Here is a 14,133-nt window from a genome sequence, read left to right on the forward strand (position 1 = left end):
CGATATTCCATGATTCGTCCCCCGATCCGAACCTTCAGGCTCCTCGTGCCCAGGTCAGAGGTGCCGACACCTCCACACGACCTGAGGGGTGAGGGGCACGTCGGTAACGCGTCCGGCCAGCTCGGGCATGGCGGCGGCGACCGCGTTGCCGATGGCGGCGGGCGGGCCGATCGTGCCCGCCTCGCCCGCCCCCTTCATGCCGCCCGGGGTGAGCGGTGAGGGGGTCTCCAGCAGCACGACCTCGATGTCGGGCACCTCGCGGGTGGTCGGCAGCAGGTACTCGGCGAGCGGCTGCCCGTCCTCGGTGTGGACGATCTCCTCGGTCAGCGCCATGCCGATGCTCTGCGCGACCCCGCCGCGGATCTGGCCCTCGACCACGGACGGGTTGACCAGCGTCCCGGCGTCGTTGACCACCCAGTAGCGCTCCACCTCGACCGCGCCGGTCTCGGGGTCCACCGCGACGGCGGCGGCGTGCGCGCCGTAGGCGAAGGTGTAGGCGGCCGGGTCGTAGCTGACCCGCTCCTCCAGGCCCGGCGTGACGCCTTCCGGCAGGTCCCAGGCCCGCCAGGCGGACGTGGCCAGCTCCCGCAGCGACACCGACGCCCGCGGGTCGCCCTTGACGCGCACGCACTCCTCGGCGATCTCCAGGTCGCCGGGCGCCGCCTCCAGCCGGTGGGCGGCGATGGCCAGCAGCTTGTCCCGCAACCGGGCGGCGGCCTGGACGAGCGCCCCGCCGCCGACCGCCAGCGACCGGCTGGCGATCGACCCGATCGACGAGTACGGCGTCGCCGCCGTGTCCCCCAGCACCACCCGCACCCGCTCGATCGGCACCCCCATCCGGTCGGCCGCGACCTGGGCCAGCGCGGTCTCGATGCCCTGCCCGATCGAGACCACCCCGGACGACACCACCACCGACGCGTCCGGCTCCATCCGCAGCACCGCCGTCTCGTAGCCGCCCGCCTGGATGCCCGACGCCTTCATCTCCATCGACGGGCCCAGGCCGGTGGTCTCGACGTGGCAGGAGTAGCCGACGCCGCGAAGGCGGCCGTCGTCCACGCCGGTGACCGGGGTGACCAGGTCGCGCAGGGTGCGCAGGGCCCGGGGGTAGTCGCCGGAGTCGTACTGCTGGTGGACCCGGCTCGTGCACGGCAGCTCGTCCGGCGTCAGCATGTTGCGCAGCCGCAGCTCGACCGGGTCGAGGCCGAGCCGCCGGGCCGCCTCGTCGATCAGGCGCTCCCTGGTCCAGGTGCACTCGGGCTGCCCGAAGCCGCGGTAGGAGCCGGTCGGGGTGGTGTTGGTGACCACCCCGCGCACCCGTACGCCGACCCGCTCGAACCGGTACGGCCCCGGCAGCAGGGTGGCCGAGACCGCGAAGGGCGAGATGCCCACGTTCGAGGGATGGGCGCCGAGGTCGCCGAGGATGTCGGCGTCCAGGGCGACGAACCGGCCCCGGCCGTCGAGCGCCAGCCTGGCCCGGTGGACGGCGGCCCGCGCGGGCAGGGTCGCCGCCAGCCGGTCGCCGGGCGACTCGGTCCAGCTCACCGGGCGGCCCGTCCGCATCGCGGCCAGGCAGACGAGCGCCTCGTCGGGGTAGACGTGCTCCTTGCCGCCGAACCCGCCGCCGACGTCCCGGCTGATCACGCGTACCCGGTCGTGGGTGAGCCCGAACGCGTCGGCCAGGTGCTCGCGCACGTGGTGCGGGGCCTGGGAGGAGACGTGCACGGTCAGCTCGTCGTCGGCGTAGGAGGCCACCACGCCGCGCGGCTCGACGGGATGCGGCGAGATCCGGCCCATCCTGAACGTCATCTCGACGACGTGCTCGGCGGACTCGACGAACTCCGCGCAGTCGGCGTCGCCGAGCAGGAAGTCGGTGACCAGGTTCGTGCCCCACTCGGGGTAGAGCAGCGGCGCGTCCTGGTCGAGGGCGCGTTCCGCGCCGACGGTCGCGGGCGACTGGTCGAGCTGCAGGTCCAGCAGGTCCGCGGCGTCGCGGGCGGCGGCGGGGGTGCCGGCCACGACGACGGCGATCGGCTGGCCGGCGTACCTGATCGTGTCGTCGAGCACCCGGTAGGAGGTCAGCCGCTGGCCCGGGGCGAGGGTGACGCAGGGCAGCAGCAGCTCCGCGGCGTCGGCGGGGGTGATGACGTCGAGCACCCCCTCGACCGTCCAGGCCGCCTTGGCGTCGCAGCCGAGGAGCCGTCCGTGCGCGACGGGGCTGCGCACCACCACCGCGTACGCCATGCCGGGCAGGCGTACGTTGCCGACGTATCTCCCCTTTCCGGTCAGCAGTCTGGCGTCTTCCCTGCGAGGCGTCCGTGCGCCGACATAGCCCATGGGCCGATTGTGCGCGCCGCCAGGCGTGCGGTCCATATACGATCTCGCGGGGCGGCAGGCGGGAAAGACCAGGTCAGCGGGGGCATAGATGCAGACATTTCTTCCGTATCCGGATTTCGCGGCCAGTGCCGGGGTCCTGGACGCGCTGCGGCTGGGCAAGCAGCGGGTGGAGGCGCTGCAGGTGCTGCGCGCCCTGACCGTCCCCGGCTACGGCTGGCGCCACCACCCCGCCGTCAAGATGTGGGCCGGCTACGAGGAGGCCCTGGTCCGCTACGGGCTCGACGTGTGCGAGCGCTGGTGCTCGACCGGCCGGGCCGACACCTGCGCGGCCACGATGTCCGTCGAGCTGGGCCGCGCCTGCGGCACCCCCGTCATCCGCACCCAGCACGAGCTGGCGGCGGCCGGCGAGCTGCCGCCCTGGCTCGGCGACGACGCCTTCCACCTCAGCCACCGCTCCGCCCTCCTGCGCAAGGACCCCGATCACTACCGCCCGCTCTTCGGCGACGAGCCCGACGACCTGGAATACGTCTGGCCCGCCTCGGGCCGCCCGCCCGCCTGCCTACCGGCCTGACCTGCCGCCGGCGCCCACGCGGGTCCCGGTGAGGACGCCCTCCGCGTGCCGCGTCGCCGTGGCGGCGCCGAAGGCGACGAGCCGCACCAGGTCCTCGTCCGTCGTCGCGGCGCCGCGCCAGGCGGCGACGTCCGCGTCGGTGAGCCGGTAGGGCGCGAGGGCGGCGAGCAGCGCGAGCCTGGCTCCCGGCCGTTCCTCGCCGGGCACGCCGGTCAGCGGGCCCGACAGCCAGTCGCCGCCCATCGGCGGGTGCTCGCCGTCCCAGGCCGCGACCGCCTCGGTGACGGCCGTCCGCGCCGCCTCGCCGAGCAGTTCCCCGCCCGTCACCGCGACGGCCATGAGCGTGGCGTACGCCGTGCCGACCGGCGTGCCGGCCGCCCAGGCGGGCTCGGGCGAGGAGGGCAGGCCGTCCAGCACGTCCAGGCCCGCGCCGGGTGGCAGCTCCCTGCGCACCGTCCGGGACATGGCCCGGCCGCCCACGCTGCGCACCAGGCGCGACTTCTGCAGGTTGCCCGGCAGCAGGTTCTCGGTGAGCAGGGACGAGGCGATCCGGTTGACGAAGTGGAAGGTCAGCGCGGTGCCGACGTACCCGGGCGCCTCGTCCGCGGGGAAGGGCGCGGGCACCCGCCCGTCCTTGGCCCACCGCAGCAGCGCGGCGTGCCCGGGATCCGCCGGCACGCCCCCGGCCGCGACGGTCTCGGCCAGCCTGTGGTCGCCGGTGGCGTGCAGCAGCGTCGTGTGCGCGGCCACGCAGAACGGGCACCGGTTGGCCAGCGACACCCCCAGCGCCACCACCTCCCTGCCGGTCCTGGACCCCGGCCCGGCCAGCAGCGACTCCCGCAGCAGCGCCCAGGTCCCGGCCAGCACGGCGGGCGCGGGCGACAAGGTCAGGAAGACCGCCATGCGGGCCATGCCGAAGTCGTCGGCGAGGCGGGCGTAGACCTGGGCCACCCGGCCCGTGGCGTCCTGCGACCGGACGGGGGTGACGTAGCGGAACTGGCCTGCGGCCGTCTGCGTCGTGTTCATGGCCGCCATGGTGGGCCGTGGGACGGGCCGGAGTCGTCCTGCCCGGGATGACTTCCGCGGCTACGGCGCGGGGCGCAGAGGCGGACGGCGTACGACGGCGGGAGTAGTCCCCCATTCCGCCCATGTGAGGACGATTATCGACACATCAGGCTCTACTGTGCTTGGCATGAGCTTGCGATGGCACCCCGCCGTCATGGACGCGGCGCTCGCGGCGGTGGTCGCCGTGCTGCTGACGGCGACCGTGGTGGCCACGCCGGACGCGGGGCCCGCGGACTACGCCGCCGTGCTCGCCGGGTCGCTCGCGCTCGTCGCCTGGCGGCGGGCGCCGGTCCCGGCGCTGCTGGTCACCACGCTGTGCATGCTGGTCTACTCCGCGCACGCCCAGCCCGGCCCGCCGGCCGCCTTCCCGGTGATGGTGACCGTGTTCGCCACGGTCAGGGCCGGTCACCGGGCGCTCGCGGCGGCGGCCGGCGCGGTGTTCCTGGGCGGGACCCTGGCGGTCAACCTGGCCACCCCCGACGGGCAGACCGCGCAGGAGATCGTGCAGAAGACGACGCTGCTGCTCGGCTGGTTCCTGGCGGCCGGGGTGACCGCGACCGTGACCCGGCACCGGCAGGCGTACCTCGCGCAGGTCGAACAGCGGGCCGCCGAGGCCGAGCGGACCCGCGAGGAGGCGGCGCTGCGCCGGGCGGGCGAGGAGCGGCTGCGCATCGCCAGGGAGCTGCACGACTCGCTCACCCACACCATCTCGGTCATCAAGGTGCAGGCGGGCGTGGCCGTGCACCTCGCGCGCAAGCGCGGCGAGGAGGTGCCGGCAGCGCTGCTGGCCATCCAGGAGGCCAGCGGCGAGGCGATGCGCGAGCTGCGCGCCACGCTGGAGGTGCTGCGCGAGGACGACGGCGCCCCCGCGGCCAGCGGCCTCGACCGGCTCACCCACCTGGTCGAACGGGCCCGCTCGACCGGCGTCCCGGCCACGGTGACGGTCACCGGCGACCGCCGCGACCTGCCGGCCGAGGTCGACCGGGCGGCCTACCGGATCGTCCAGGAGGCGCTGACCAACGTCTCCAAGCACGCCGGGCCCGCCACCGCCTCGGTACGCGTCGACTACGGCAAGGAGGAGCTGATCGTGCAGGTGGACGACGACGGCCGCGCGAACGGCGGCCCCTGCGACCCCGGCGTGGGCCTGCTGGGCATGCGCGAGCGCGTCACGGCGCTGGGCGGGCGGCTGGCGACCGGGCCGCGTCCCGAGGGCGGGTTCACCGTGCGCGCCGAGCTGCCGCTGCAGGAGGCCCGGTGATCCGCGTGCTGCTGGTGGACGACCAGGCCCTCATCCGCGGCGGCTTCCGCGCCCTGCTGGAGGCCGAGGACGACATCGAGGTCGTCGCCGAGGCCGCCAACGGGGAGCAGGCGGTCGCCCTCGCCCTGGAACACCGCCCCGACGTGGCGCTCGTGGACGTGCAGATGCCCGTCATGGACGGCATCGAGGCCACCAGGCGGATCGCCGCCGACGAGCGCCTGGCCGACGTCCACGTGGTGATCCTGACCAACTACGGCCTGGACGAGTACGTCTTCCACGCCCTGCGCGCCGGCGCGAGCGGCTTCCTGGTCAAGGACACCGAGCCCGCGGACCTGCTCCAAGGCGTCAGGGTGGCCGCCCGCGGCGACGCCCTGCTCTCCCCCGCCATCACCCGCCGCCTGATCGGCGAGTACGTCGCCCGCCGCCCCGAACCCGAACCCCAGGGCCTGGACGTGCTCACCAACCGCGAACGGGAGGTGACCGCCCTGGTCGCCCGCGGCATGTCCAACGACGAGATCGCCGCCCAGATGGTGATCAGCCCGACCACCGCCAAGACGCACGTCAGCCGGGCGATGACCAAGCTGCACGCCCGCGACCGCGCCCAGCTCGTGGTCTTCGCCTACGAGTCCGGCCTGGTGACCCCGCGCGAGCGCTGACCCGAGGCTTGACCGTCAAGGAACGCGGTCCCTCCGCATACCCGTCCCGGACTGAGTACACTCGGGCACGTTCAACGGCCGAGACTTGTACGGCGAGGCTCTTGGCCCGGGGCGGTGGCCCCTCGGCCCCCGTCCCTCTGGAGTCACGTGAGCAGCGGGCTTGTCGATGCTCCGCCCTCCAGCGACCCCGGCGCCCCCAAGAGGCGCCGCGGGCGCTGGCTACGCTGGGTGATCGCGATCGCGGTCGCCGTCGTCCTCCTGGTCGCCGGCGTGGCCGTCGGCGTCACCGCGAAACTCAGCGGCAACCTCAAGCGCTCCACGGTCACCAAGGAGGACCTCGGCGAGACGCGGCCCCCCAAGGTCGCCACCTCGGCGATGAACGTCCTGATCGTGGGCTCCGACCAGCGCGACGGCAAGAACGCCAGGTACGGCCGCCGCATCGCGGGCGAGCGCACCGACACGATCATGCTGGCGCACGTGTCGTCCAAGCGGGACAACGCCATGGTGATCAGCTTCCCGCGCGACTCGCTGGTCCAGCTCCCCGCCTGCCGGGCCACGGGCGGCCTGCCCGGCCAGCAGCCGCACCTGGGCATGATCAACGAGTCGTTCAACTCCGGGGGCATCGCCTGCACCTGGAAGACGATCGAGTCGCTCACCCGCATCCACATCGACCACTTCGTGAAGGTCGACTTCACCGGCTTCAAGAGCATGGTCAACGCCGTGGGCGGCGTCGAGGTCTGCCTGCCCTCCCCGGTGAACGACAAGAAGGCCCTGCTCCACCTGCCCGCCGGGCGGCAGACGCTCAACGGCGAGCAGGCGCTCGGCTACGTCCGCGCCCGCTACAGCCTCGGCGACGGCTCCGACATCGGGCGCATCCAGCGGCAGCAGATGTTCATCGCCTCGATGCTCAAGAAGGTGATGAGCGGCGAAACGCTCACCGACCCGTCCAAGCTGTTCGGCTTCCTCGACGCCGGCACCAAGTCGGTGACCGTCGACGACGACCTGTCGGTGGGCGTCATGAAGGACCTCGCCACCAGCCTCCAGGGCCTCAACGCCGGGCAGATCCGGTTCATCACCACCCCCTGGCACTACTCGCTGACCCAGCCGGGCCGGGTCGAGTGGGTGCAGCCGCAGGCCGGCCGGCTGTTCCAGATCGTCGCCAGGGACCAGAGCGTCCAGGGCGTCAAAGGCGGCCAGGCCAAGGTGGGCCGGTCGAAGATCCAGATCGAGCTGCGCAACGGCACCTACCGCGGCGGCCTCGGCACGCAGGTGGCCGCCTTCCTGGAACAGCGCGGCTACCACATCAGCAAGATCGGTGACACGGCCAGGAAGCCCCAGGCGAAGACCACGCTGCTCTACGGCCCCAACGCCGAGACGCGGGTGCCCACGCTCACCAACGACCTGCTCGCCGCCACGCCCAAACTGGTCGCCGGCGCCCGGACGAACCACCTGGTGCTGGTGATCGGCGACGACTGGAAGGGTCTCAAGCCGCTGCGCGCCGACGACACCGAGGCGATCAAGGGCTTCGACGCCACCCACGACACCTGCGCGGCCTGACCCGGCCCACCCTGGCCCGTCACGGCTCGGCCCGGGTCACAGCGCGTCGGCCAGCCCGCCTCCGTCGATGGCGGTGAAGCCGGCGTCCTCGATGAGCGGCACCACGGCCTTCTTGGCGGCCTCGTCGTCGCCCCAGTAGGGCATGTCGGCCCGCGGGCCGCCCCGCTGCCCGGCCGTGCCCAGGTCCAGCAGCTCGTTGGGGTACTTGGTGTTGAACGTGCGCACCAGCCGCACCTCGCGGCCGAGCACGTGCTGCTGGTACTGCGGGCTGGTGAGCCCGTCCGGCACGGCCACCACCGCCTCGGCGCCGTCGAGCCGGGTGATCGGGTTGCTGGGGTCGATGACGATCTTTCCGCCCAGCGCCGCGCCCAGCTCCTCGACCACGGTGGGGAACGCCTCCCACCACACCGCCATGACGACGACCTCGCCGAAGCGCGCCGCCTCGATCGGCGAGCCGACGCCCGACTGCCCCTCGGCGGCGGCCGCGGCCTCCTCGGCGAGAGCCGGCCGGGCGTCGCTGAAGAGCACCTCATGACCGGCCGCCGCGAGCAGCCGGCCGAGCGGCGCGCCGAGCCGGCCCGAACCCACGATTCCTACGCGCATGTCTGGATCTCCTTGTCGGCCGATCGGCACCTGCCCATCGGCCTTCCCCGCATGCCCGGCTTTGCGCCTGCGCCGCGAGATCTTTGCCCGCCGGTGATCCCTACACTCGTCGTCCATGAACGATCCCGACGTCCACGAGCTGCGCAGGGGCAGCGCCGAGCGGGCGCACCTGCGTGCGCGGGGGCCCGAGCTGCCGCAGGTGACCGACCTGACCGGGCCGCGCGGGCTGCCGCTGCGGCACTACCGGCCCGCGCGGGAGCGGCGGCCGCTGGTGGTGTACGTGCACGGCGGCGCGTGGGTGCTCTGCGACCTGGACACGCACGACCGGATCTGCCGCCTGCTGGCCCGCGAGTGCGAGGTGGAGGTGCTGGCCGTGGACTACCGGCTGGCGCCCGAGCACCCCTACCCGGCGGCCGTCGAGGACGTCGTGGACGTGCTGCGCGAGGCCCGTCCGGTCGCGGTGGCCGGGGACAGCGCGGGCGGTTACCTGGCCACGATGGCCTGCCTGGCGCTGCGGGACGCGGGCGACCCGTTGCCCGCCGCCCAGATCCTGGTCTGCCCCAACACCGACCTCACGCTCTCCTGCCCCAGCGTGCGGGAGAAGGGCACCGGTCACAGCCTCGACGAGAGCTTCCTCGCCTGGGCCGTGCGGCAGTGGGCGCCCGACCCGGCGCGGCGCGCCGACCCGAGGCTGAGCCCGCTGCTCGTGCCCGACCTGAGCGGGATGCCCGCCACGCTGGTGGTCACCGCCGAGCACGACGCCCTCAGGGACGAGGGCGAGGCGTACGCCCGCCGGCTGGCCGAGGCGGGCGTGCCGGTCACGTGCCGCAGGGAGCCCGGCCTCACGCACGGATTCCAGCAGAACGCCGACCCGGTGTCGCGGGCCGCCACCGGCCGCCTGCTCGCCGACGCGCGCCGCCTGCTCGAAGCGGTGACGGGCTAGCGGCCCGCCAGACCACCGCGGCCCGGCCCGCGCCCTGCGGCAGGCCGCCGGGCGGGCACGGGAACACCGCCTGGAACTCGCGGCGACCGGTCAGGCGCCGGAGGCCAGGCGGCCCGAGAACGTCGCGGACGCCCCCGCGAAGCCGGCGCGCGTCATTGCGCGCGCTCGGACTCCTGCTCGGACGCCGTAGACGTGTACATCTCCTCGCGCGGCGTGTCCGCGCCCAGCTCCTCGCGCAGCCGGTCGTAGTCGATGTTGTGGTTGGCGTACTTCAGCTGGCGAGCGACCTTCGTCTGCTTCGCCTTGGCTCTTCCTCGGCCCATGGCTACTCCCTAGTCCCCGCTGTCATGCTATCCAACAACGTTACGACTTGAAGAATTATGCAACTGCGCTCGATTAGTCTTGCAATATGCACGTGGAGGTCCACCAGGCCAAGGCCGACTTCTTCAGGACGCTCGGCCACCCCGCTCGCATCAGAGTGTTGGAGCTACTCCAGGAAGGTCCACTGCCCGTCAGGGACCTGCTGGCCCAGATCGACATCGAGGCGTCGAGCCTCTCACAGCAGCTGGCGGTCCTGCGCAGGGCCGGGATCGTGAGCGCAATCCGCGAAGGCAGCACGGTGGTCTACACCCTGGCCACTCCCGAGCTGGCAGACCTGCTCGGGGCCGCCCGCCGCATCCTCACCGACATGCTGGCCGACCAGGGGGAGCTCCTGGCCGAGCTGCGGGCGGAGGTCACTTAGCGGCGGCCTCGGCGCGGCGCCTGACGACCTTCGGGTAACGGGCGGTGAAGACGGCGGGGACGACGAACGAGAGCACCTTGATCGCGATGACGACCGTGGTGGCGTGGGGGGCCGCGGCCAGCACGAACGTCAGCGAGACGGCGGCGAGCGTGAACGCCACCGCCCACACCGTCGTGATCACCACGTTGACGCGGCGGAACGCCTGGGTCTCCCAGATCTCCTTCGGCGCCATCGTGCGCGCGATGCCCAGCGTGAACGGCTTGCCGATGGCCAGCGAGCCCCAGGCGGTGCCGGCCAGCCAGACGTTGACCAGCGCGGGCCCGTACGGCGTGAGCGGCGAGTGCGGGGCCGCCAGGGAGAGCACCGTGAGCAGGGCGAAGAAGGCGGCGGCACTCGTCTCGATCACGATCTCGTCCCAGGCCCGGCCGGACCGGCGGTCGATGACCACGAGGGCGAGGGCGATCACGAGGCCGGTGATGGCGCCCCAGCGCCACTCGTCGCCGGTGGCGATGACCGCGTAGACGACCCAGGGGAGGAAACCGAGCAGACCGCGCATCGCGCAACTCCTTTGACATTCCTAAGTAGACATGTCGAATGTAGAACCTCCTGCAGAGATATGTCAATATAGGAATATGAGCTTGAGACACGCCGTGCTTGGTCTGCTCGCCGAGGGGCCGGCCAGCGGCTACGACCTGCTGAAGACCTTCGACGTCTCATTGTCCAACGTCTGGCCGGCCACGCAGAGCCAGCTCTACGCCGAGCTCGGCAAGCTGGCCGACGCCGGTCTCGTGAGCGTCGCGGCCGAGGGCCCCCGCGGCCGCAAGGAGTACGCGATCACCCAGGAGGGCCGGGCCGAGCTGCGCCGCTGGATCACCGAGGTCGAGCCGGTCAGGGTCGGGCGCAGCGACATGCTGCTGCGGGTGTTCTTCCTCGGCCAGGTCGATCCCGAGCAGGCCCGCGCCTACCTGCGCCGCCAGGCCGAGGTGGTGGGCAAGCACCTGGAGCACATGGAGGCCATCAAGGGCTTCGTCGAGAGCGGGCAGGACAACCTGTCGGTCTACGGCCGGCTCGCCCTGGAGTACGGCCTGCGGCTCGGCGCCGTGCAGAAGGAGTGGGCCGAGTGGGCCGAGGGGCAGATCCGTTAGGCTCGCCCCCATGGTCTCCGAGCTGTTCGATCCGAAGATGTGGCAGGTCGTCGAGGGCTTCGACTTCACCGACATCACCTATCACCGGGCCCTCGACCAGGGCACGGTGCGGGTCGCGTTCAACCGGCCCGACGTGCGCAACGCCTTCCGGCCCCAGACGGTCGACGAGCTCTACCGGGCGCTCGACCACGCCAGGCAGGCCACCGACGTCGGCTGCGTGCTGCTCACGGGCAACGGCCCCTCGCCCAAGGACGGCGGGTGGGCCTTCTGCTCCGGCGGCGACCAGCGCATCAGGGGCAAAGACGGCTACCAGTACGCCGACGGCACCCCCGCCACCGGGCGCCTGCACATCCTGGAGGTGCAGCGCCTGATCCGCTTCATGCCCAAGATCGTGATCTGCGTGGTGCCCGGCTGGGCCGCGGGCGGCGGGCACAGCCTCCACGTCGTGGCCGACCTCACCCTGGCCAGCGCCGAGCACGCTCGCTTCAAGCAGACCGACGCCGACGTGGCCAGCTTCGACGGCGGCTTCGGCTCGGCCTACCTGGCGCGGCAGGTCGGGCAGAAGTTCGCCCGCGAGATCTTCTTCCTGGGCGACACCTACAGCGCGGCCGACGCCCACCGCATGGGCATGGTCAACGCCGTCGTCCCGCACGCGGAGCTGGAGGCCACGGCGCTGGAGTGGGCGCGCAAGGTCAACGGCAAGTCGCCCACCGCGCAGCGCATGCTGAAGTTCGCCTTCAACATGATCGACGACGGGCTCGTCGGGCAGCAGGTGTTCGCGGGCGAGGCGACGCGGCTGGCGTACATGACGGACGAGGCGGCCGAGGGGCGCGACTCCTTCCTGGAGAAGCGGGCGCCCGACTGGTCGCCCTTCCCCTGGCACTTCTAGCCGCGGGCGCCCCGGCCGGAGGCAGACTGGGGCGATGAGGATCATGGTTCCCGAGGCGTTGACCGCATCACATGTGAAGATCGACGGCGAGCGGGGGCGGGCCTGGTCGGCCGGCCTGCCCGCGCTGGCCGAGCGTTACCTGGAGGAGTGGGGGCTGCGGCTGGACGAGGGCCGCCCCATGCACGGCGTGGTCTCCCTCGTGCTGCCCGTCGTGCGGGAGGACGGCACCAGGGCGGCGCTCAAGCTCCAGCCCGTCACCGACGAGAACGCCACCGAGGCGCCCGGCCTGCGCACGTGGGCCGGGAAGGGCTCGGTCCTGCTGCTCGACGACGACCCCGAGACCGGCACCCTGCTGCTGGAACGCCTCGACTCCGGCCGCCCGCTGTCGGCCGTCCCGGACGACACCGAGGCGCTGACGATCCTGACCGGGTTGCTGGGCCGGTTGACCGCCTTCCCCGCCCCGCCGGGGCTGCGCCGGTTGGGCGACATCGCCGCGCAGATGCTGGCCGACGTCGACCGCGCGACGGCCGCGCTGCCCCGCGAGCAGGACAGGTACTGGCTGCGCTGGTGCGCCGACGCGGTCGCCGAGCTCGTCGCCGAGCCGGGCGACCGGCTGCTGCACTGGGACCTGCACTACGACAACGTGCTGGCCGCCGAGCGGGAGCCGTGGCTGGCCATCGACCCCAAGCCGCTGGCCGGCGACCCGGGGTTCGACCTGTGGCCCGCCCTGGACAACCGCTGGGACGCCGTCGTCGCCACCGGCGACCCGATCAGGGGCGTGCTGCGGCGGTTCGACCTGATGGTGGACGGGCTGGGCCTCGACCCCGCCAGGGCGGCCGGCTGGACCCTCGGCCGGATCCTGCAGAACGCCCTCTGGGACGTCGAGGACGGCGAGCACGAGCTCGACGAGACCGCCCTGGTGATCGCCGAGGCCGTGCGCCACCGGCAGTGACGGGTCACCGCCAGTAGGCGGGATATCTGTGACCCGGCAGCGCCCGTCCGAGCGCCACCCCGGCGGCGATCACCACGACGCTCGCGACCAGGACCGGGTCGAGCAGGTACACCGGGTCGGGGGCGGTGAGCCCGATCAGCGCCGCCGTGGCCCCGGCCGGCGGGTGGGGGCCCGCAGCAGCAGCATCGGGGCCGTGTAGAGCGCCGCCGCGGTGGCCAGGGCCACCGCCCTGCCGGACGGCCGGGCGGGCGCCCCCGACGTCCCGGCTCGCCCCCACCTCCGGGTGGGCGGCGGCCCGGCCGTCGGGCCCGCCGCGAGCCCGTGGGGGGCGGGCGCGCGGCGGGAGCCCAAGGATCGGTGCGCGTGGACGGCCGCGGCGGACAGGCCGGGGCGGGCCGTGGTGTTCCCGCGGCGCTGGGGCTGGACCATCGGAAGCTCCCGTAAGTCGGAGAGGCGGCGGAGGGCCTGGGCTTTTGGGCCTGTCAGTCGGAGAGGCGGCGGAGGGCCTGGGCTTTTGGGCCCGTCAGTCGGAGAGGCGGCGGAGGAAGTCGCGGACCAGCGCGGCGATCTGCCGGCCGCGGGTCTCCAGGGCGAAGTGGCCCGCGTCGATGAGCTGGATCTCGGCGCGCTCGGTGTCCCGGTCGAAGGCGAGGGCGCCGTCGGGGCCGAAGATCTCGTCGTGCCGCCCCCACACGGCCAGCACCGGCGGCTGGTGCGTGCGCAGGTACTCCTGCCACTGCGGGTAGAGGCCCGGGTTGCGGCCGTAGTCCACGAAGAGGGCGAGCTGGACGGCGTGGTTGCCGGGCCGGTCGAGGCGGGCCTGGTCGAGGGCCGCCTTGTCGGGGTTGACCATGGTGGCGTCGGGGACGCCGTGCGTGTACTGCCAGTGGGTGGCCTCGGGGGTGAGCAGGCCGAGCAGCGCGGAGGTGTTCTCCTCGGAGGGGTCGGCCCACGCCTTGCGCAGCGGCTCCCAGAACGGCGTCAGACCCTCCTCGTACGCGTTGCCGTTCTGGGTGACGATGCCGGTGATGCGCTCCGGGTGCCGGACGGCGAGGCGGAAGCCGACGGGGGCGCCGTAGTCGTGCACGTAGAGCGCGTACTTGGTGACGCCCAGGGTGTCCAGGAGGCTGTCCACCACGTCGGCCAGGTGGTCGAAGCTGTACTCCCACTCGTCGGCGGCGGGGGCCGAGCTGTGACCGAAGCCCGGGTAGTCCGGCGCGATCAGATGGAACTCGTCCGCCAGGTCGGCGATCAGCTCCTGGTAGGCCACCGACGAGGTCGGGAACCCGTGCAGCAGCACCAGCGTGGGCGCCGACGGGTCACCGGCCTCCCGGTAGAACACGTCGAGGCCGTCCACCACAGCGGTGCGATACCGAACAGTCATCTCATCCTCCAGCTATAACCGACTAAATCCGTTT

Annotated in this window: 16 protein-coding genes; 9 read left to right on the top strand and 7 right to left on the bottom strand. The window is 73.1% G+C overall.

The window, feature by feature from the left end; genetic code table 11:
- Positions 1–54 precede the first annotated feature (54 nt).
- Complete coding sequence (locus AB0J46_RS18165) at positions 55–2,334, bottom strand: xanthine dehydrogenase family protein molybdopterin-binding subunit (protein ID WP_364332825.1); 2,280 nt, start codon at positions 2,332–2,334, stop codon at positions 55–57.
- Between the two features lie 88 nt (positions 2,335–2,422).
- On the opposite strand from AB0J46_RS18165, the gene AB0J46_RS18170 reads away from it, so the two are divergent.
- A complete protein-coding gene (locus tag AB0J46_RS18170) occupies positions 2,423–2,905 on the top strand; it encodes an MSMEG_6728 family protein (protein ID WP_358291436.1) in 483 nt (160 codons plus the stop codon).
- On the opposite strand, the gene AB0J46_RS18175 is transcribed toward AB0J46_RS18170, so the two are convergent.
- Positions 2,894–3,931 (bottom strand): carboxymuconolactone decarboxylase family protein, encoded by a 1,038-nt coding sequence (locus tag AB0J46_RS18175; protein ID WP_364332828.1) that lies wholly within the window; start codon positions 3,929–3,931, stop codon positions 2,894–2,896. The genes AB0J46_RS18170 and AB0J46_RS18175 overlap by 12 nt on opposite strands.
- A 166-nt stretch (positions 3,932–4,097) precedes the next feature.
- Here AB0J46_RS18175 and AB0J46_RS18180 point away from each other — a divergent pair, with 166 nt between their 5' ends.
- From AB0J46_RS18180 to AB0J46_RS18190, 3 genes are all read left to right on the top strand, one after another.
- Positions 4,098–5,228 (top strand): sensor histidine kinase, encoded by a 1,131-nt coding sequence (locus tag AB0J46_RS18180; protein ID WP_364332831.1) that lies wholly within the window; start codon positions 4,098–4,100, stop codon positions 5,226–5,228.
- Complete coding sequence (locus AB0J46_RS18185; RefSeq protein WP_364332834.1) at positions 5,225–5,884, top strand: response regulator transcription factor; 660 nt, start codon at positions 5,225–5,227, stop codon at positions 5,882–5,884. Before AB0J46_RS18180 ends, AB0J46_RS18185 begins: the two co-directional genes overlap by 4 nt.
- A 147-nt stretch (positions 5,885–6,031) precedes the next feature.
- Entirely contained in the window at positions 6,032–7,441 is a 1,410-nt protein-coding gene (locus tag AB0J46_RS18190; protein ID WP_364332836.1) for an LCP family protein, read from the top strand.
- Between the two features lie 36 nt (positions 7,442–7,477).
- Here the strand turns inward: AB0J46_RS18190 and AB0J46_RS18195 are convergent, their stop codons facing one another.
- Positions 7,478–8,044, bottom strand: coding sequence for an NAD(P)-binding domain-containing protein (locus AB0J46_RS18195; protein WP_364332839.1), 567 nt, complete (start codon positions 8,042–8,044; stop codon positions 7,478–7,480).
- Between the two features lie 115 nt (positions 8,045–8,159).
- Here AB0J46_RS18195 and AB0J46_RS18200 point away from each other — a divergent pair, with 115 nt between their 5' ends.
- Entirely contained in the window at positions 8,160–8,987 is an 828-nt protein-coding gene (locus AB0J46_RS18200) for an alpha/beta hydrolase (RefSeq protein ID WP_364332842.1), read from the top strand.
- 152 nt (positions 8,988–9,139) lie between these two features.
- Here the strand turns inward: AB0J46_RS18200 and AB0J46_RS18205 are convergent, their stop codons facing one another.
- Positions 9,140–9,310, bottom strand: a complete 171-nt coding sequence (locus tag AB0J46_RS18205) for a DUF3073 domain-containing protein (protein ID WP_358291422.1) — start codon at positions 9,308–9,310, stop codon at positions 9,140–9,142.
- Between the two features lie 86 nt (positions 9,311–9,396).
- Between AB0J46_RS18205 and AB0J46_RS18210 the strand changes: the two genes are divergently transcribed.
- Positions 9,397–9,729, top strand: coding sequence for a metalloregulator ArsR/SmtB family transcription factor (locus AB0J46_RS18210; RefSeq protein WP_090938046.1), 333 nt, complete (start codon positions 9,397–9,399; stop codon positions 9,727–9,729).
- Here the strand turns inward: AB0J46_RS18210 and AB0J46_RS18215 are convergent.
- Complete coding sequence (locus AB0J46_RS18215; protein ID WP_352366202.1) at positions 9,722–10,285, bottom strand: hypothetical protein; 564 nt, start codon at positions 10,283–10,285, stop codon at positions 9,722–9,724. The two genes, AB0J46_RS18210 and AB0J46_RS18215, sit on opposite strands and share 8 nt — an antisense overlap.
- A gap of 76 nt (positions 10,286–10,361) precedes the next feature.
- Between AB0J46_RS18215 and AB0J46_RS18220 the strand changes: the two genes are divergently transcribed.
- The 3 genes from AB0J46_RS18220 to AB0J46_RS18230 are packed head-to-tail and all read left to right on the top strand — an operon-like array spanning position 10,362 to position 12,715.
- Positions 10,362–10,874: a PadR family transcriptional regulator gene (locus AB0J46_RS18220; protein ID WP_357702057.1), complete on the top strand. Its 513-nt coding sequence runs from the start codon at positions 10,362–10,364 to the stop codon at positions 10,872–10,874.
- A 10-nt stretch (positions 10,875–10,884) separates the two neighbouring features.
- Positions 10,885–11,763, top strand: a complete 879-nt coding sequence (locus AB0J46_RS18225; RefSeq protein WP_364332846.1) for a 1,4-dihydroxy-2-naphthoyl-CoA synthase — start codon at positions 10,885–10,887, stop codon at positions 11,761–11,763.
- 34 nt (positions 11,764–11,797) lie between these two features.
- The gene (locus tag AB0J46_RS18230; protein WP_364332849.1) at positions 11,798–12,715 is read left to right on the top strand and encodes an aminoglycoside phosphotransferase family protein; all 918 of its coding nucleotides are present in this window, start codon (positions 11,798–11,800) and stop codon (positions 12,713–12,715) included.
- A 135-nt stretch (positions 12,716–12,850) separates the two neighbouring features.
- Here AB0J46_RS18230 and AB0J46_RS18235 read toward each other — a convergent pair whose 3' ends face one another.
- A complete protein-coding gene (locus AB0J46_RS18235) occupies positions 12,851–13,144 on the bottom strand; it encodes a hypothetical protein (RefSeq protein WP_364332852.1) in 294 nt (97 codons plus the stop codon).
- Positions 13,145–13,238: 94 nt separating this feature from the next.
- Positions 13,239–14,099, bottom strand: coding sequence for an alpha/beta hydrolase (locus AB0J46_RS18240; protein ID WP_364332855.1), 861 nt, complete (start codon positions 14,097–14,099; stop codon positions 13,239–13,241).
- Positions 14,100–14,133 lie beyond the last annotated feature (34 nt).

Origin of the sequence: Nonomuraea sp. NPDC049758 (assembly GCF_040674635.1) — a bacterium.
GTDB lineage: Bacteria > Actinomycetota > Actinomycetes > Streptosporangiales > Streptosporangiaceae > Nonomuraea.